Genomic DNA, 18,396 nt, shown 5'->3' on the forward strand with positions numbered 1-18,396 from the left:
CCACAATCCACGCGCGACAGCGTCTAAAACTCTTCCCAGCCCTCTTCCGCAGCTTCGGACCGGATCGCCAACGCCACACCGCCTGCACCCGTGACACGCGGCAAGGAGGCCGCAGCCGGCCTCGCGGATTTCGGTGACGCCCTCGCGACCCTGTCGGGGGCTGTATGCTTGACAGCACCAATCCGGAAACGCCTCAGCTTTGCGCCGAGCTCATTCGCCTCGGCCTTGAGACGCTGCGATTCGGCTGATGTCTCTTCGACCATCGCTGCGTTCTTCTGGGTGATCTGATCCATCTGGCTGACGGCCGTATTGACCTCGCTGATGCCTTGCGACTGCTCGGCCGCAGCAGACGCGATACCCGTCATCAGATGATTGATTTCGTGAATGCGCCCGATCATGCTCGCCAGCGCTTCGCCTGCCGCCCCCACCAGCGAAACGCCCGATTCGACGTGACCGCCGCTGGCGGAGATCAATTCCTTGATCTCCTTGGCCGAACTCGCGCAACGCTGCGCGAGGCTGCGCACTTCCTGCGCAACAACGGCGAAGCCGCGCCCTGCTTCGCCGGCACGCGCCGCCTCGACGCCTGCATTGAGAGCGAGGAGATTGGTCTGGAACGCGATCTCGTCGATAACGCCGATGATCGCCGCGATCTCCTGGGACGATTCCTTGATCTTCCCCATGGCGGTGACGGCTTCGGAAACGATCTTTTCGGACTGGCTGGCCTCGTCCTGCGTCGACGCCACAACGCCGGACGCCTTGGCGGCGCTGTCGGCGGTGTGCCGGACGCTTTCCGCGAGTTCGTGCAACGCAGCGGAGCTTTCCTCCAGGCTGGCAGCCTGCTGCTCGGTGCGGCGCGACAGATCGTCGGATGCGGATGCAATGCCTTCCGCGCCTGCGAGGATCGACGACGACGTGCCATGCACTTCCGCAAGCGCCGCGCGCAACGCATCGACCGCCGAATTGAAGTTTCGCGCCATTTCGGCGAACTCCTCCGGCAAGGCGGCGCTGAGGCGGCTCTCCATGTTCCCGCCCGCAAGATCGTTCAAGGCGTCGCCAAGCAGCGCAAGCGCCGCGCGCTGCGCGGTTTCCGCCTTGGCCTTTTCCTCCTCGGCCTGGCGTCGCGCTTCGGCGAGTTCGTCCAGATAGACGGAAATGGCGTAATCCATGTCGAGCATGGCCGCCTTCACCACAGTCGAAATTTCGGCTGCGAGCCCCGCCGTCTTGCGGCGGCCGAACCGCGATGGCCAGCGTTTCTCCATCACGGCGCCGATCAGCTTTTCCACGATCAACGCATAGCCGCCGATATACCAGCGGGGCTCAAGCCCGAGGCGGGCATGCGCCTTGCCGACTGCGGACACGCCGGCAACGTAGCGTTCATCGAATTCGGCAGCCGCGATCAGGTCCCAATGCGATTGCTGACGCTTCTTTGCCGACCCCATCAGGCCATCGCTGGCGAAGAAGCGGCTTGTCTGAGGCGTCGCCTGCACCTTGGCGTAGAAATCGTCCAGCGCATCGCCGATCGACCCGGCGATCACCGGCTGCAGGGCGCGAAGCCGCTCCTTCGCACTCTTGTCGATTCCGATGAAATCCAGGCGCTCGTGCAGAGCGGCCATGTCGTGACTGTGGGTGTTCATGCCTGCTTCCAGAGGATGGGTGGTGTCCGGAGAATGTCGAGCATGGTCGACTCTGGCACATGGCATCATGCCACAGTGGCGGCCCGCAGGGGGACTTTGCCTTCAGAAGCTACAAGACAGTGAAACGGTGAATAGCCGGTTAAGCCGAACCGGCACAGCAGCCCCCGGCAGCCCAAAAAACAACCCCGGCGCGAGCCGGGGCTGTTTGTTATGCCGGACTATTGGGCAGGAGGCGGAGCCGCAGGCTGCTCGGTGATGCCGTCGGCTGGTGCTCCTTCTCCACCACCCGGATCGGTGCACGCAGAAAGCGCAAACATGACCAATCCGATAGCGGGCAAAATGATGCTGAACTTCATGTGTCCCTCACATAACTGTTCTCGCCCCCCGGAGCGTATTCAATCGTGAGGATCGGCCGAGGCGCAACCGCTGGATGGCTCAAGTTTGCTATCACCCGTTCACATTGCATCAGAACATGCGCCGTTACCGGATGATGCAGCCATCAACAAACCGGTCGCATGGTCACGGCTCGCCAAACGGATAGCGGCGGCCGGCAAAGCCTAAGGCCAGAGGCGCCACGGGGCCCCATGAAGCTGATCATGCCCAGAAAACCGGACGTTAAAGCGCTAGCTTGAATGGTGATCCCGACTGGATTCGAACCAGTGACCCCCAGATTAGGAATCTGGTGCTCTATCCTGCTGAGCTACGGGACCACACGCTAGCGATATAACCGCTTCGATCCGGATCGCCAACTGGTTTGGCGCCCGGATCCATCATCTTCGTGACGAGCGCGACTAACGTCCGAGCGCCGTTTCGGCGAGCTTCACCCAGTATGAGACGCCATGCGGGATCACCTCGTCATTGAAGTCGTAAGCGGGATTGTGCAGGTTGGCCGTGTCGCCATTGCCGAGGAAGATGAAGGCGCCCGGCCGTGATTCGAGCATGTAGGAGAAATCCTCGCCGCCCATGACCGGGTTGACGTCCGCCTGCACGTTCGGATCGCCGGCAACGCCGACAGCCACGCCCGCTGCGAAGGTCGCCTCGTCGGGATTGTTGTAGGTCACGGGATAGTTGACGTCGATGTCGACATGAACGCTCGCGCCGTTGGCAGCCGCGATGCCTTCGCAGATCGCCCGCATACGCTCGCGCGCCTTTTCGCCGACCTCGGTGCGCAGGGTGCGGATCGTTCCGGCCAGCTTGGCTTCCTGCGGAATGACGTTGTAGGCATCGCCTGCGTGAAACTTGGTGACCGACACGACGATCGAATCGATCGGATCGATCGTGCGGGCAGCGATCGTCTGCAATGCCTGCACCATCTGGCTGGCGGCGACGATCGGGTCGATGGTTCCATGCGGCATGGCGGCGTGGCCGCCCTTGCCCTTGATCGTGATCGTGAACTCGGCGGTCGCCGCCATGATCGGACCTGGGCGGATCGCGAACTGGCCAACGGGAAGCCCGGGCATGTTGTGCATGCCGAAGACGCGCGAAATCCCGAAGCGATCCATCATGCCGTCATCGACCATGGCCTTGCCGCCGGCGCCGCCTTCTTCGGCGGGCTGGAAGATGACCGCGACCGAGCCCGCGAAGTTGCGGGTCTCGGACAGGTACTTCGCCGCACCGAGGAGCATCGCCGTATGGCCGTCATGTCCGCAGGCGTGCATCCTTCCAGCGGTCTGGGACGCGTAGGGCTTGCCGGTGATCTCGGTCAGCGGCAGGGCATCCATGTCGGCGCGCAGGCCGATCGTCGGCCCCGCACCGAGATTGCCCTTGATGATGCCGACGACGCCGGTGCGGCCGATGCCCGGCACGACCTCGTCACATCCGAAGGCACGCAGCTTCTCGGCGACGAAGGCCGACGTCTGGTGCACGTCGTAGAGCAACTCGGGAATGGTGTGCAGATGCTGCCGCCATCCGGTCACTTCGTCATGCATTTCAGCTACGCGGTTGATAATCGGCATGTGGATACGACCTCGGCTTGGGCTCGGACTGCATCAACCATCACGTGAACTTGCCTCGACGGCTTTGCCATCTTGGCGTCACATAGGCTAAATAGCAGGAACGGATGTTCGGGGCCCCGTTGTTTGGCTTGGATCGGCGGCTGGCACCGTCACGAAAGACCTTACTGACCGCAGGGCGATCACGGCAAGAGGCGATTTCTGAATTGACGATACGGCGGAAGATTATCACACGCGGTCTTGCGACGGCCCTGGCGTCGCTGCTGATGGCGAGCGCGTCCCAGGCAGGACCATCCGTGCTCGTCGATCTCGGCACCGGCAAGGTGCTCGAGCAGGAGGACGCGTTCGCGCCCTGGTATCCGGCCTCGCTCACCAAGCTGATGACGACCTTCGTCACCTTCCGCGCCATCAAGGCCGGAGAGATCACGATGGAATCGCCGATCCGGGTTTCGGAACGCGCCTCGAAGGAACCGCCGAGCAAGATGGGCTTCAAGCCCGGCTCGGTGCTCACCGTCGACAACGCCATCAAGATTCTGATGGTGAAATCCGCCAACGACATCGCAACGGCCGTCGCCGAAAGCGTTGGCGGCTCGCGTCAGGCCTTCGTGGAACGGATGAACGCCGAGGCGCAGCGTCTCGGCATGTCGAACACGCGCTTCGCCAACGCGCACGGCCTCCATGCCGACGAGCAGATGACGACCGCCCGCGATCTCGCCGTGCTGGCGATGGCGCTGCGCAACGAGTTCCCGCAATATGCCGGTTATTATTCGCTCGAGGCGATCAAGTCGGGTGAGTCGCTGATGGAGAACCACAACGACCTCATCATGCGATTCGACGGCGCCAACGGCATGAAGACTGGTTATACCTGCCCTTCAGGCTTCAACCTGATCGCGTCCGCGACGCGCAACGGACGCACGTTGATGGCCGTCGTGATCGGCGAACCGACGGTCGAGGCCCGCGCGGACAAGGCCGCCAACCTGCTCGCCAAGGGTTTTGAGACGTCAGGAGACACCGCGCCCTTCCTCGGCCAGCTTCGTCCGAACGGCACCGAAGCCGCGCAACCGATCAATTTGCGCTCGACGATCTGCACGGAAGAGCACTGGAAGGTGGTGACCGAGGCCCGCGGGCCGGCCGGCAAGCCGGTCTACACCTCGCCCCACATCAAGGAACCGACGCGCGAGCCGGTGGTTGTCGCAGTCGGGCTCGGTGGCGCGACAGGCCCTGAATCGCCCGCGCCGCGCTATGCCGATGTCCCGATCCCGACGCCCCGGCCCGATTATGCGCCTGGCGCGATGGCCGAAGGCGGCTGATCGCAGTGACCCATCAGCCGATCGCCGTTTCGATCCTCACCGGCTTTCTCGGTGCGGGCAAGACTACGCTTCTCAACCGCCTGCTCAAGGACCCCGCGCTCGAAGCGACCGCGGTGATCATCAACGAGTATGGTGAGGTCGGCATCGATCATCTGCTGGTCGAGAAAGCGACGGACGGCATCATCGAACTGGCCGATGGCTGCATCTGCTGCACCGTTCGCGGCGAACTGGTCGATACCCTTGCCGACATCGTCGACCGCATGCAGACGGGCAAGATCGCTCCGCTGAAGAGGATCGTCATCGAGACGACCGGCCTCGCCGACCCGGTGCCCGTACTTCACGCGGTGATGGGCCACCCTGCTTTGTCGCAGGCCTTCCGGCTGGACGGCGTCATCTGCGTGGTGGATGCGGTCAATGGCGGCGCGACGCTCGACGCCCATGCGGAAGCCGTGCGCCAGATCGCCGTCGCCGACCGGATCGTCATCGCGAAATCCGACCTTGCCGAAGCCGAGGGCGTGACGGCGTTGCGCACACGCCTGCGCACGCTGAACCCTTCCGCCGACATGCTGGAAGCCGACGATGGCACGACCGGCGTCGCAGCCCTTTTCGAATGTGGCGTCTACAACCCGGAAACGAAGACGGCGGATGTACAACGCTGGCTGGGCGAGGCCCGGCAGCATGATCATCATGATCATGCGCATCATCATGACCACGATCATGAGCACGATCACCACCACGCCCATGACGATCGCGTGAGGTCGGTCTCGCTTGTGCATGATCGGCCGGTGCCATTTTCCGCCATCGAGATGTTCTTCGACCTGCTGCGCTCGACGCAGGGTGAAAAACTCCTGCGCATGAAAGGCGTCATCGAACTGGAGGACGACCCGGATCGCCCTCTCGTGATTCACGGCGTGCAGAAGCTGATGCATCCGCCGGCACGCCTGCCCTCCTGGCCGGACGGGCCGCGCGGCACCCGCATCGTCCTGATCACCTACGACCTGCCGGAAGATTATGTGAGGCGGTTGTTCTCGGCATTCACGAGCACACCCACGATCGACACGCCGGATCGCGCGGCGATGGAAGAGAACCCGTTGGCCATCGCGGGCTACAAGGCGTAGCAATCAGGGCGTCAGAGCTGGCCGCGCTCGATCAGGAAGCGGTGTCCACCTTCCACGGCTGAACTTTCGATGAGGCGATGGCCCGCCTCCTGGCAAAAGGCCGGAATGTCGATGACGGCGAGAGGGTCGGTCGTCTCGACGCAGAGCATGACGCCCGAACGCATGGTCGACAGCCGCTTGCGCGTGCGCAGGACGGGCAGCGGACAGTTGAGCCCTCTCAGATCATAGACCGCGACGGCGTCCAAGCGGATCATCCGCCGAAGAGGCCGGTAAGGCGCTTGCGCAGGCCAAGGCCGCCGGTTTCCGGGGGTGGCGAATTCGTCACCGCCGCGGCCGGCATCACCTCCGCCTCAGCGCCTGCCTGTGTCTGCGCGGTCTGTGTCGCGGCGGTTTGCGGCGCCGGAGTCTGTGGCGCAGCGGGCGCTGCCGCCGTGGCAATGGCCGGCGCGTCAGGCATCGGCGCAACATCGACGGGCTGAGTATCCGCAGGCGCGCGGCGGAAGGGGAAGAGCGACAGCATCGACGGTTTGGACGGAACCGCCTGCGGCGCGACTGCCTGCTGCTGAGCGGCCTGCTGTGCGGCCGGCGCTGGCGTCGGCACCACGGCGACAGTCGTCTCAAGTACCTGCGGGGCCGGCTTTTCGGCCACCAGGATTTCGGGCTTGGCAAGCGTCGGCGGCTCGCGCATCACCCGCTCGCCCCGCGCGCGTCGGCGCGACCAATCGGCGACGAGCGCTGCCTCTTCCAGCCCGGCGATGGTAGGCGCCGGAGCGGTCGGCTTCTTGAACGTACCGTTTGCCGCCTTGAATGCCGCATCGTAGGTGTTCTGGTAGCTCTTGTATGCGACCTGCAACGACTGCGGCTGCGTCGTCGCCGGGCATGCGGCCGAAGGCGAGAACGTGCTGCCGTCCGCGGCCATCTGGTTGAAGACGTAACGCTTCTCGCAGACATCGACCTTGGGCGGGACCTTGGTGATCTCGAAGTGGTCGTAGCCTTCCTTCAGCATGGTCCAGAACGCGTAGTTCCGGTCCTCCTTGTAGCGGGCCATATTGGCCGCCGTCATGCGGAACGGGAAAGCCTGGATCTGGAATTCGGTCTGTCCGCCGGCGAACGCGTCACGCGCCAGCGCATAGATCTGTTCGATCTGCCCGTCGGTCATCGAATAGCAGCCAGCCGACGAGCAGGCGCCATGGACCATCAGATGCTGCCCGGTGCGGCCGTTCGCGCGGTCGTAGCTGTTGGGAAAGCCGATGTTGAACGCAAGATGGTAGCTCGACTGCGGGTTCATCTGGTGCGGTCGGACCGAGTAAAACCCTTCCGGTGCCTGACGATCGCCTTCCGTGAACTTCGGCCCGAGACGGCCGGACCACTTGCAGATGTCGTAGCTGATCGCGAGGTCGTAGCGCCCGGAGGACTTCTGTTTCCAGACCTCCAGCGTCGCCTCTTCCTTGAAGATGCGGAGCATGATGGGCGCTGTCGTCGACATGCCCTTGGCGCGCATCGACTGCACGAGTTGTTCCGGCAACGGCTTGGTGGCCTTGGGGCCGGCGGTGGTCGTCGGCGCGATTTCCTCGAGCGTCCCGTTGCAGCCCGCCAGCGCGAGACCTGCAACCAACAGAACGGCGCTTGCGATGCTGGTCTTCATTGGATCGTCGTTCTGCCCTGAATGCCAAAAACCGGAAGCGCGCGTTCGTCCGCCGCAACGGTGTATCCCGACACCGATACTGAATCGGTTAACCTTGAAAATCCGTTACCGCAATGTACGTCACCGCGCCGTCACGGCAAAGTCATCGGGGACGACTTTGTTATTGAAAGTAAAGTCCGGGCAATTTTGTGGCAGGAAATGGGCCGGAACGGCCCGTCAGAGCGTGCGGCCCATGGCTAGGAACTTCTCCCGGCGCTGCTCGCGGAAGTCCATATTGCCCTGGCGCAATTCTTCGAAGCCCTTCGAGATCTGCGCTCCGGCAGCCTCGATGATCGCCTCCGGCGCGCGGTGGGCGCCACCCAGCGGCTCGGCGATGATGCCGTCGATGATCTTGAGCTCGAGCAGGTCCTGCGCGGTGATCTTCATGTTCGTCGCCGCATCTTTCGACCGCGTCGTATCGCGCCACAGGATCGAAGCCGCGCCTTCCGGCGAAATCACCGAATAGATCGAATGTTCGAGCATGTAGACCTGGTTGGCGACGGCGATCGCGATCGCCCCGCCTGACCCGCCCTCGCCGATGATCAGCGAAATGCTGGGCGAGCGCAGCGACAGGCAGGCCGACGTCGAGCGTGCGATCGCTTCCGCCTGGCCGCGTTCCTCCGCCCCGATGCCGGGATAGGCGCCGGCGGTATCGACCAGGCTGATGACCGGGATGCCGAAGCGATCCGCCATCTCCATGACACGCACGGCCTTTCGGTAGCCCTCCGGGCGTGCGCTGCCGAAATTGTGCTTGAGCCGGCTCTGGGTGTCGTTGCCCTTCTCCAGCCCCAACACGGCAACGGATTCGCCATTGAAGCGGGCGAAGCCGGCGATTACGGCATTGTCCTCGCCAAAGGCGCGATCGCCGGCAAGCGGCGTGAACTCGGTGAACAGCGCGCGCACATAATCCAGGCAATGCGGCCGGTCGGGATGGCGGGCGACCTGCACCTTCTGCCACGGCGTCAGCGCGCGATAGGCCTCGCGCAGCGCATCCTTGGAGCGCTTTTCCAGCCGCGATATCTCGTCACCGACATCGACCGCCTCGCCGTTTTCCGAAAGCTTCTTGAGCTCCAGGATTTTGCCTTCGAGGTCTGCGACCGGCTTTTCGAAATCGAGATAATTGAACATTCGCGCTGCTGCATCCAAGGGTGTAGTGCGGTGAAGAAGCCTCCGAAAGGCTCGTTCGCGGCCAAAAAGGCCCGCCTCACATAACGATACTAGTGCGGGTCGGCAAGCGGGTGATGCTTGCTCACCAGTTCGACCAGCCTGTTTTCAAGGACATGTGTATAGATTTGCGTCGTCGATATGTCCGCGTGACCGAGAAGTTGCTGGACGGTGCGCAAATCCGCGCCGTTCTGCAGCAGGTGGCTGGCGAAGGCGTGGCGAAGGACGTGAGGCGACACCTTGGCCGCCGGAACGCCTGCCCTAGCGGCAAGACCCTTCAATTCGCGCGCAAAAACCTGCCGCGGCACATGACCGGCCTCGGATGAGGACGGGAAGAGATACGGACTTTCGCCAAACCTTGGCACGCCTTTCCGCACGGCAAGCCAGGCCTTGAGGGCGCTTCTGGCCTTGGTCGACAGCGGCACCATGCGATCCTTCGACCCCTTGCCACGCACGACGAAGAAACGTTCGTCGCGCAGCGCGACGCTGACGGGCAGCGCCACGAGTTCGGACACGCGCAACCCGGTCGCATAGAGCGTCTCGACAAGCGCTTGCAGGCGGATAGCGGCGAGAACCGCCGCGTCGTCGGGAGCATCCTTCGTCTCGACCTCCGCCCGTTGCAGAAGTTTCGCGACCGCATCCTCCTGCATCGTCCTGGGCAGGGACCTGCCCTTTCGCGGCGGATCGATCACGGCGGTCGGGTCGTCGCTGCGAAGGCCTTCGGCATAGAGGAACTTGAAGAACTGGCGCGCTGCCGACAGCATCCGCGCCTGGGACGACGACGCGAAGCCCCGCGCCGCGATCTCGTCGATCCATGCCCGCAAATCGGACGAGGTAGCCGTCGCCAGGCCCGCGCCCTTGCGCGCCATATAGCCGGATGCGTCCTCGAGATCGCGACGATACGCGGCAAGCGTGTTTTCGCTCGCACCGCGCTCGGCGCTCATCATCTCCAGGAAGGCCTCGACCCTCGAACCGCTGTTCAAATCCGGACTCCTTGAACGTGTGGGAGACACTACCGCGCGGCGGCTTTTCAAAGTGTGAACCAAGCCGATTCGAGCGCAAACGCGTGTCCAGCAAGGCCCGCAGGAACTTTTCCGGATGTCAAGTCGTTAACTGCTCCGAAAGGAACGCGTCATGGAACACATTGCAGCTTTGCTCTTGATCGTCGGATGTTCGCAGGACCTCGGTGAATGCCGTGAGCTCCCGGCTCCCGTTCCGGTCTACGAGACCTATGAGGAATGTGATGCAGCGCTTCCTGCATCCTATGACGCGCAGAAGAATTCGGCGGAGCGCGTGTTCGCGCGCTGCATCGACGTCGATCCCGCGATGGAGGAGATGGATGCCGAACTCGTCTGGGACATCACGGCCGAAGGAATGTTGGTTGCGGCGGTGGAACCGATTGACGAGTCGGGTGTTCTTGTTGCGTCACATGTTGATCGCGACGAGGCGGAAAGCGTCTCCCAACGATAGGACTTGATAGCGCCACACCTCGGCGGCATGGTATCGCCGAAGGGTCATTGCAATCTTATGGAGGCTGGTAATGAAGAAAATGTTGTTGGCAGGTGTTGCCGCGTTGATGCTCACAGGTTGCACGACCGCTGAGCAGACCGGTGTTGGTGGCGCAGCAGTTGGTGCGGCTGTCGGTGGTCTCGCGACCGGCCGCGTTGGCGGCGCTCTTGCCGGTGCAGCCGTTGGCGGCGCAGCAGGTTACCTGATCGGCCGTACGGCCGACCGTCCGGGCTGGTGCCGCTATCGCGACCAGTATGGCCGGACCTACGAAGCACGCTGCTCGTAACAGCACGTCCATCCGGACATGGAAAAGGGGATCCTCGCGGGTCCCCTTTTTCTTTTCTGCTGGAAATCAGCCTTAACCGGTGCTCATCGCGCCCGGTCCCGGTATCGCGCCGGGCGGGCATTTCCCGAGAATGATCATGCCGAGCACCTCGTCTTCCGTCACGTCCTGCGTCCGCGCGGTGCCGACGACCCGGCCGTTCTTCATCACGCACACCCGGTCGGCGAGATCGAAGACATCGTGGATGTCGTGGCTGATCAAAAAGATGCCGATGCCGTCTTCCTTCAACTGTTTCACCAGTTCGCCGACCTGCGCCGTTTCCTGCGGGCCAAGCGCTGCCGTCGGCTCGTCCATGATCAGGATGCGCGCATTGAAATGGATCGCGCGCGCGATCGCCACCGATTGACGTTGGCCGCCTGAAAGCTTGATCACCGGCTCCTTGAAGCGCTGGAACCGCGGATTGAGCCGGCCCATCACCTCACGCGTTTCCGATTCCATCGCGACGTCGTCGAGCGTGCCCCATTTGGTGCGCAACTCGCGTCCGAGGAAGAGGTTGGCCGCGGCATCGACGTTATCGGCCAGCGCCAGCGTCTGGTAGATCGTCTCGATCCCGTACTTCTTCGCCTCGCGCGGATTGCTGATCGACGCTTCCTCGCCATTGACGAGGATCGTCCCCTCGTCGCGCTTGTAGGCGCCGGACAGGATCTTGATCAGCGTGGACTTGCCCGCGCCATTGTGCCCGAGAAGCGCGACGACTTCGCCGGCATTCAGGTCGATCGACGCATCGTCGACGGCATGGATGCCGCCGAACGAGATCGAGATGTTCTTCAGCTCGACGAGAGGGGCGTTTTCAGCCATGGCAGCCTCCTATTGAACCCGGTTGCGATAAAGCGTGTCGAGCCAGACCGCGACGACGAGCGCGAGCCCCACGACGATGTTCTGCAACGGCGTATCGACGCCGAGCAGGATCATGCCGGACGCCAGCGACTGCATCAGAACCGCGCCGAGCATCGCCCCGGCGATCGTCCCGACACCGCCCGAGAGCGAGGTTCCGCCAATGACGGCCGCCGCGATGACGAGGAGTTCGTCCAGCGTGCCCTGCGCATTGGTGGCCGCGTTGAGGCGGGCCGTCGAAATCATCGCGCCGATGCCGGCAAGACCGCCCATCAGCATGAAGATCTTCATCGTCACCCAGCGGGTGTTGATGCCGGCGAGTGCCGCGGCTTCCGGGTTGCCGCCGATCGCGAAGACGTAGCGCCCGAAACGCGTGCGCGTCGTCAGGAACGTCATCGCGATGCCGACCGCCAAGGCGATCAGGACAGGGATGGCAATGCCATGCGCGATGAACAACCCGCCTTCGGGCAGCTCGATGTTGTTCGCCTGGGCATAGCGGCGAACGATGCCGATCGGCCAGGGATAGGAATTCGCGACCTGAACCGCGGCGAGAATGAGCGCGCACGCGATACCGCCCAGCAGCGCTTCCGCCCAAACGGGCCGCCGCGGAAACTTGAAGCGCTTGCGTTGCGCGCGCGCGTTGATCAGCATCAGGACCACGAAGGCGCAGGCGAGAAAGCCGACGACCCAGCTCCATGTCGCGCCGATCGAGCCGTCCGGCCCGCCGCCCATCAGGCGGAAGGTTGCGTCCATGGGAGCGACCGTTCGGCCGCTCGTCACCCACCACGCCGCGCCGCGCCAGACGAGCAGGCCGCCCAGCGTCACGATAAAGGCGGGAACCGTGAGATAGGCGATGATGAAGCCATGCAGCGCGCCGATCGCGACACCGACGCACAGGCCCACGAGCGCGGCCATGATCCAGGTGAACGGATTGCCGAAGCCGATGAGACCCGGCAGGAATTCGGCCTGCGTCACCCCCATGATCATCCCGGCGAAGCCGAGGATCGAGCCGACCGACAGGTCGATGTTGCGCGTCACGATCACCAGCACCATGCCCGTCGCCATCACGGCGACCGACGATGATTGAACGGACAGGTTCCACAAATTGCGGGGCGTCAGGAAGAGCCCGCCCGACAGAAGGTGGAACAGCACCCAGATGATGATCAGCGCGCCGACCATCCCCAGCATGCGCGTATCGATTTCCGTTGCCTTGAGAAACCGCGCCACTGGTCCGCCGTCGCTCGATCGAGCAACGTCGACAGGCGCTCTTGCGCTTGCATCCGACATGAAGGTCTTCTCCCATCCGACGCCGCTCAGGGCACGATGCGCCGGGACGTGCAGGTTACTGAAACGCCGCGGTCTTCGTCAAACCGCGGCGTTCGTTTCTTGATCCGCGCTGCGGATTAGTCGCAGGCTGGCGTGGAGCCGGCCGAAACGCCCTGGCAGACCACGTCCTTCGTGACCCAGCCCGCGTCGATCACCACGTCCAGATTGTCCTTGGTGACCGGAACCGGGGTCAGGAACACCGAGTTCATCTCGATGCCGCCGGGCGTCGTGAACTTGGTGACGTTGGCGATACCGTCCATCGCGGTGCCGTCGGCGAGCTGCGAGGCGATCTCCGCAGCATTCTTGCCGAGATCGCGCGAGTCCTTCCAGACCGAGACGGTCTGCGTGCCGAGCGCGATGCGGTTCAGGGCCGCATGGTCGGCGTCCTGGCCGGAAACCGGCACTGAGCCTGCGAGACCCTGTGCTTCCAGCGCCGCGATGGCGCCGCCGGCAGTACCGTCGTTCGAGGCGACCACGGCGGCGACCTCATTGTTGTTCTGGGTCAGTATCTGTTCCATGTTGCGCTGCGCGTTGGCGGGCAGCCAGCCGTCGGTGTAGGCCTCGCCGACATTCTTGATCTTGCCGGCATCGATGGCTTCCTTGAGCACTTCCATCTGGCCGGAGAACAGGAAGTCCGCGTTCGGATCAGACGACGAGCCCTTGATGAAGGCATAGTTGCCTTCCGGCTTGGCTTCGAGAACGGCGCGCGCCTGCATGCGGCCGACTTCCTGATTGTCGAACGTCAGGTAGAAGGCGTCGACATTTTCGATCAGGCGGTCATAGGCGACGATCGGAATGCCTTCGTTGACGGCGTTCTCGACAGCCGGTCCGATGGCGCTTGCGTCCTGTGCGAGAATGATCAGCGCGTTCGCGCCCTGGCTGATCAGGGCTTCGACGTCGGTGAGCTGCTTGGCGGCCGACGACTGGGCGTCCGCGGAGATGTACGTGTCGCCGGCGGCTTCGATCGCGGCTTTCATGGCAGCTTCGTCTGTCTTCCAGCGCTCTTCCTGGAAGTTGGACCATGACACGCCGATGATCTTGCCTTCGGCATGCGCCGCAGCAGACAGCGTGAGCGACATGGCGGCGCCCGCCAGCAAGGCGGTTGCGAAATTCCTCATGATGTTCCTCCCTGCGCTCCGTTGAGCGCTTGATGATACGAGCTCTTCAACAGTGCGAAGCTCTTTTTTTCGAGCCTCGAAAAAAATAATGACTCAGTGAACGGGCCATGTCAATATCCAACGCGCAGTGCTGGTGTAGCCGGGAGGACAACGCTACACGGGGTCCATTGCAGGGAGGATGACGAGTCATGACGGTCGGCGTACGACACGACGATCTGCGCAAGCGCAATCGCTCTATGGTGATCGCCGCCGTCAGGCGGGCGAACCAGCCGTCCCGCACCGAGATCGCAAGCACCACGGGCCTCAGCCACTCCACGATCTCCACGATTTCCGCCGATCTGATCGGCGAGGGCATCCTTGTTGAGGTCAAGAACGGCGAGACGGCAGCGCTCAAGCGCGGCCGTCCGCAGGTCGCGCTGGGTCTGAACCCGCGCGCCGCCATCGTGATTTCCGCCATGCTGTCTCTGAATTCGCTGTCTGCCTCCGCAATCGATTATGCGGGCACGGCCATCGCGCACGACATCTCGCGCCCGCCGACCCTGACGATGACGGCGGTCGAGCTGTCGGACGCGGTCATCGCCTCGATCCGCAGGCTTCTGGCCAAGCTCGGCACCGGGCATAGCCCCGTCGTCCGCATCACGCTTGCCGTTCAGGGCATCACGGATTCCGGGGCACGCGAACTGCTCTGGTCGCCCATCACGCCGCACAGCGACATCGCCTTCGCCGCCGCCATCGAGGACGCTTTCTCGCTGCCGGTCACGGTGGAGAACGACTGCAACATGATCGCGGTCGCGCTCCGGGGCCGCATGCCCGAGCGATATCGCGACAATTTCTTCACGATCCTGCTCTCGAACGGCATCGGGATGGGGCTCATCCTGAGGGGCGAGCTGTTCACCGGCTCGCATTCGTCCGGCGGCGAGTTCGGGCACATGATCCACATCCCCAACGGCGCTTTGTGCCGGTGCGGGCGGCGCGGCTGCATCGAGGCCTACGCCGGAAACTATGCGATCTACCGCCACTCCCGTGGCGAAAGCGAACGCGCACAACCCGTGGCCGACATCGACGACGCGACGATGCTCGCGATGGCCGCAGCGGCACGCGACCACCCGGGCCGCGAGCGCCAGGCGTTCGTGAATGCCGGCGAGGCGATCGGCTTCGGTCTCGGCAGCCTGTTCGCGCTCTTCGACCCAGCCCCGGTCGCGATCGTCGGGCTCGGCACATCGGCTTTCGATATGATCGAACCGTCCATGCGCGCCGCAATCGCACGCACCGCAGGCGGCCAGCACAATGCCGCGATCTCCTTCGAGCTGGAGCCCGACGAGATGCCGTTGATCCGCGAGGGCTGCGCGCGTCAGGCGCTGACCTTCGTCGACAACGAGATATTCGGACCGGGCATGTCACCGAGTGCATTTGCACACGGCCAGGAAGTCGCCTGAAGCCTCAGCGTTCGGGCGTCCAGGAAGTCGGCGCCTTCCCCTGTTCCACGATCTGGAAACTGTTCGTGGCGACCTCCTGCCACGCGCCTTCGCTGCCATCCGGCCAGATCACCCGCATCTGCGCCTGCTCCTCGTCGGCAAGGCCGAAATGCCACCAGCCGGCATGCCCGCTCGCATGCCCGCCGCCGGCGGTGATCTCCCGGCGCATGACGTGCTCGCCGCATTTCACCTCGATCCATGAACCGACCGCATCGCGGTTCGGTCCCTCCTGCACGAGCTTGATCTGCAACCACCGGCCCGCATCGTCGCTGGCATTGCGCCAGAGTTCGGCGCTCTTCCAGCGGTTGACGACCACCAGATCGACGAGACCATCGAGGTTGAAATCGACAAGTGCGCCCCCGCGCGCGATCGCCACGCTCGCGACCCCTGCTTTGTCGCCCGCCTCCACGAACGTGCCGTCAGGCTTCTGCAGCAGCAGATTGTTGGGATCCTCGGCCGCGAAGTCCGGCATTTCCGCGACGTTGCCCTTGGCCACGAAGAGGTCGGCCAGGCCGTCATTGTTGACGTCCTCGAACTGCGCGTGCCACGCCGTGCTGGGCTTCAGATTGTCACCGACATAGGGGCGGTGTGCGGTCACGCCCTTGGCGAACGCCAAATCCGCATAGTCCGGCCTCGGTGATGCGCCGGGCTCCCTGTTTGCAAGCGTCTGAAGCTTGTTGTCGGCCATGCTCGTCAGGAAATATTCGGGATAACCGTCGAAATCGAGATCGTAGGCCGCGATTCCCATGCCCCAGATGCGCAGGCGCTTCCAGCCGTCCTGCGGCGTGTAGCGTACCGGCGCGGCATTTGGCTCGATGCGCCAGAGCTGCTCCTCGCCACCCTTGTAGTATTCGCGGTCGTTCGAGACGCGAAGCGACGGCGTGCCGGACCGGTTCCAGTCGGTGAACAGCATGGACAGCGCGCAATAGCTCGGCGTCAGCGCGATTGGCGGAGCAAATTTGCGCTCGCCTTCGGGCCTGTGCAGCCAGTTGTCCGTGCACGACCCCCATGGAAACGCATCCTGCGTCCGGTCGATGTAGTTGCCGACCGCAAGCGTCGGCCATTGCGCGCCGCGTTCCCAGGTCGCCGCGAATGCGGTCGACCATGCGTCGCCGCCGTCGAAGGCCCAGTCCTCGTTGGCGCGTTCGAATGTGCAGCCGCCCTTGCCGCGCATCACGACGTTCTCGCCCACGCGCAACAGGACGACATCCATGATGCCGTCGCCATCGATGTCGATCGGATAGACGCCGGTCACCGCGTCCAGTTCGAGGCCGCTCTCCGCCTTCTCGAAGGCGAGCGCGCCGCCGCGCCGGCTGACGTTGCGATAGAACGAGGCCGGAGCGCTTCCGCCTGCGAGCAGCATGTCGGGGTAGCCGTCATCGTCGCAATCGAACGTCGCGACGCCGCCCCCGACCATATATTCCCAATCGCCCTCATAGATGCTCGAGACGCCGGCGCTCGCGGTCTCGTCGATGAAACGCGGAACGGCCACCCCGTCATCCGCAGCAGTCGCTGCGGACACGGAAACCATGGCTCCGACGACACCGGCAAGCAGGACCTGTCCGCGCATCGTCATCACCGCGTCTTCAGCGCGGTTATGTACGCCGCGATGCAGTGGCCCTGTTCGAGACCGAGATCGATCGCCGCGCGGAAGTGGATCCCGCCATAGAGCCTCGACAACGCAGCCTCCTCCGCCGCCTCATGGAAATTCGCGAAATGGCGACCGGCCAACCCGTCATCGACATGGGTTATGTCCTCGAAGGCGAAGTTGTCGCCGAAGATAGCCGTCAGGATGGCGGCCGCGGTTCCCGATTGCGTGCTGTGCCCGCTCGGATATTCCGGGAAGGGCGGCGTGTTGAGCAGAGGCTCCCACTTCGGGTCGATGACGCGGCGGATATAGGTGATCGGCCGTACGAGGTCGTATTCGAACTTGGCATGCCAGCACCCGATGAACGCATCCGCCATGCCCATGCCGAGGCGCGCGAGCACATCGACCGTCTCATCGATACCGGCTTGATTGTCCTGGAGAATCTGGATTGCGATCGAGATCCAGTGGCCCGGCGGTGTGGGTGACAGCATCGGATCGTCCGACCAGAACAATGCGATGTCTCGATGCTCGGGCGTGAGATTCGTCTTCGCTTCGTAGACCTCGTAGGCCTCGCGATAAAACTCGGAATCCGGCTCCTCGCTGTATTCCGGCGGCGGCGGCAGGCCGCAGGTGCCGCCTTCGGGCATCGCGAACGGGCGGTTGTTGCCCCAGTCGGGCAAAAGCGGCGATTGCTGCTGGGCGACGAGGCTCGTCGGAACCCAGTGCGCCGGGCCTTCCGTCAGGTCGTAGCTTTGCGGAAATCCCATATTCTCGATGATCGCGCCGCCATCCTCGAGCGACCATGCGAGGATGTGATCCGCGACCGCGATGCCATGGGCGGTGCTGCGTTGGACGATATCGTGCGCCAACCCTGTCGCCGCCCTTTCCGCCAACCTGCGCTCCATCGCACCAAACGCGCGCTGTCCCGTGGGGCCGGTATTGCTGAACAGCGATTTGATGGCGTGAGCGGTGGCGGCCTGGACGACGACGGCATCGTCATAATCCGCGCCCTCCTCGCGGGCCGGCAGCGCATCGAGGCCGTTCACCTGTCCGGCGAGGCTCGTCAGATCGTCCGAGCCCGAGGCGATCGCCTCGAACGCCGTCACGCCGACATAGCCGAAAGCGCGGCTGGCAACGGGCGGCGAATAGGTGGGAGTGTGGCGAACCAGTTCCAGGCTCAGCCGATACCAGGTGATCACCACCTCGCTCGGCGACATGCGCTCGCTGTCCTCAGCATGTGCCTGACCGGCACCACTGATCACAGCCACGCCGATGGCTATCGCGATAAAGGCGAAACGAATGAGATCCATGATCCTCCCCCAAGGTGATCGCATCCGGATG

Annotated in this window: 16 protein-coding genes and 1 tRNA gene; 5 read left to right on the top strand and 12 right to left on the bottom strand. The window is 63.9% G+C overall.

Annotated elements, in window-relative coordinates; genetic code table 11:
- Window positions 1-23: 23 nt before the first annotated feature.
- From AAFN55_RS18720 to AAFN55_RS18730, 3 genes are all read right to left on the bottom strand, one after another.
- Window positions 24-1,634: a methyl-accepting chemotaxis protein gene (locus AAFN55_RS18720; protein ID WP_347800486.1), complete on the bottom strand. Its 1,611-nt coding sequence runs from the start codon at window positions 1,632-1,634 to the stop codon at window positions 24-26.
- A 633-nt stretch (window positions 1,635-2,267) separates the two neighbouring features.
- Window positions 2,268-2,344: transfer RNA gene (locus tag AAFN55_RS18725), tRNA-Arg, on the bottom strand.
- Window positions 2,345-2,425: 81 nt separating this feature from the next.
- A complete protein-coding gene (locus AAFN55_RS18730; RefSeq protein ID WP_347800487.1) occupies window positions 2,426-3,589 on the bottom strand; it encodes a M20 aminoacylase family protein in 1,164 nt (387 codons plus the stop codon).
- A gap of 263 nt (window positions 3,590-3,852) precedes the next feature.
- Between AAFN55_RS18730 and AAFN55_RS18735 the strand changes: the two genes are divergently transcribed.
- The gene (locus tag AAFN55_RS18735) at window positions 3,853-4,896 is read left to right on the top strand and encodes a D-alanyl-D-alanine carboxypeptidase family protein (protein WP_347800488.1); all 1,044 of its coding nucleotides are present in this window, start codon (window positions 3,853-3,855) and stop codon (window positions 4,894-4,896) included.
- Between the two features lie 5 nt (window positions 4,897-4,901).
- Window positions 4,902-6,014 (top strand): GTP-binding protein, encoded by a 1,113-nt coding sequence (locus tag AAFN55_RS18740; RefSeq protein ID WP_347800489.1) that lies wholly within the window; start codon window positions 4,902-4,904, stop codon window positions 6,012-6,014.
- Between the two features lie 11 nt (window positions 6,015-6,025).
- On the opposite strand, the gene AAFN55_RS18745 is transcribed toward AAFN55_RS18740, so the two are convergent.
- The 4 genes from AAFN55_RS18745 to AAFN55_RS18760 all read right to left on the bottom strand — a co-directional run bounded on the left by AAFN55_RS18745 (window position 6,026) and on the right by AAFN55_RS18760 (window position 9,845).
- Window positions 6,026-6,268: a sulfurtransferase TusA family protein gene (locus AAFN55_RS18745; RefSeq protein WP_347800490.1), complete on the bottom strand. Its 243-nt coding sequence runs from the start codon at window positions 6,266-6,268 to the stop codon at window positions 6,026-6,028.
- On the bottom strand, window positions 6,265-7,659 hold the full coding sequence (locus AAFN55_RS18750) for a murein L,D-transpeptidase family protein (protein WP_347800491.1): 1,395 nt from the start codon (window positions 7,657-7,659) through the stop codon (window positions 6,265-6,267). The genes AAFN55_RS18745 and AAFN55_RS18750 overlap by 4 nt, the downstream gene beginning before the upstream one ends.
- 216 nt (window positions 7,660-7,875) lie before the next feature.
- A complete protein-coding gene (locus tag AAFN55_RS18755; protein ID WP_347800492.1) occupies window positions 7,876-8,826 on the bottom strand; it encodes an acetyl-CoA carboxylase carboxyltransferase subunit alpha in 951 nt (316 codons plus the stop codon).
- 89 nt (window positions 8,827-8,915) lie between these two features.
- Window positions 8,916-9,845, bottom strand: coding sequence for a site-specific tyrosine recombinase XerD (locus AAFN55_RS18760; protein WP_347800493.1), 930 nt, complete (start codon window positions 9,843-9,845; stop codon window positions 8,916-8,918).
- Between the two features lie 151 nt (window positions 9,846-9,996).
- On the opposite strand from AAFN55_RS18760, the gene AAFN55_RS18765 reads away from it, so the two are divergent.
- The gene (locus AAFN55_RS18765) at window positions 9,997-10,332 is read left to right on the top strand and encodes a hypothetical protein (RefSeq protein WP_347800494.1); all 336 of its coding nucleotides are present in this window, start codon (window positions 9,997-9,999) and stop codon (window positions 10,330-10,332) included.
- A 70-nt stretch (window positions 10,333-10,402) separates the two neighbouring features.
- Complete coding sequence (locus tag AAFN55_RS18770; protein WP_347800495.1) at window positions 10,403-10,657, top strand: glycine zipper domain-containing protein; 255 nt, start codon at window positions 10,403-10,405, stop codon at window positions 10,655-10,657.
- A gap of 72 nt (window positions 10,658-10,729) precedes the next feature.
- On the opposite strand, the gene AAFN55_RS18775 is transcribed toward AAFN55_RS18770, so the two are convergent.
- From AAFN55_RS18775 to xylF, 3 genes are all read right to left on the bottom strand, one after another.
- Window positions 10,730-11,512 carry an ATP-binding cassette domain-containing protein gene (locus AAFN55_RS18775; RefSeq protein ID WP_347800496.1) on the bottom strand — a complete coding sequence of 261 codons (783 nt, stop codon included), beginning with the start codon at window positions 11,510-11,512 and terminating at the stop codon, window positions 10,730-10,732.
- A gap of 9 nt (window positions 11,513-11,521) precedes the next feature.
- Window positions 11,522-12,835: a sugar ABC transporter permease gene (locus AAFN55_RS18780; protein WP_347800497.1), complete on the bottom strand. Its 1,314-nt coding sequence runs from the start codon at window positions 12,833-12,835 to the stop codon at window positions 11,522-11,524.
- Window positions 12,836-12,951: 116 nt separating this feature from the next.
- Window positions 12,952-13,992 carry a D-xylose ABC transporter substrate-binding protein gene (gene xylF, locus AAFN55_RS18785; RefSeq protein WP_347800498.1) on the bottom strand — a complete coding sequence of 347 codons (1,041 nt, stop codon included), beginning with the start codon at window positions 13,990-13,992 and terminating at the stop codon, window positions 12,952-12,954.
- A 188-nt stretch (window positions 13,993-14,180) separates the two neighbouring features.
- Here xylF and AAFN55_RS18790 point away from each other — a divergent pair, with 188 nt between their 5' ends.
- Entirely contained in the window at window positions 14,181-15,428 is a 1,248-nt protein-coding gene (locus tag AAFN55_RS18790) for an ROK family protein (RefSeq protein WP_347800499.1), read from the top strand.
- 4 nt (window positions 15,429-15,432) lie between these two features.
- Here AAFN55_RS18790 and AAFN55_RS18795 read toward each other — a convergent pair whose 3' ends face one another.
- Together AAFN55_RS18795 and AAFN55_RS18800 are read right to left on the bottom strand one after the other, a co-directional pair.
- The gene (locus tag AAFN55_RS18795; RefSeq protein ID WP_347800500.1) at window positions 15,433-17,043 is read right to left on the bottom strand and encodes a CRTAC1 family protein; all 1,611 of its coding nucleotides are present in this window, start codon (window positions 17,041-17,043) and stop codon (window positions 15,433-15,435) included.
- Window positions 17,043-18,365, bottom strand: coding sequence for a vanadium-dependent haloperoxidase (locus AAFN55_RS18800; RefSeq protein ID WP_347800501.1), 1,323 nt, complete (start codon window positions 18,363-18,365; stop codon window positions 17,043-17,045). The genes AAFN55_RS18795 and AAFN55_RS18800 overlap by 1 nt, the downstream gene beginning before the upstream one ends.
- Between the last annotated feature and the right edge of the window lie 31 nt (window positions 18,366-18,396).

This window comes from Mesorhizobium sp. CAU 1732, assembly GCF_039888675.1.
In the GTDB taxonomy this organism is placed as follows: Bacteria; Pseudomonadota; Alphaproteobacteria; order Rhizobiales; family Rhizobiaceae; genus Aerobium.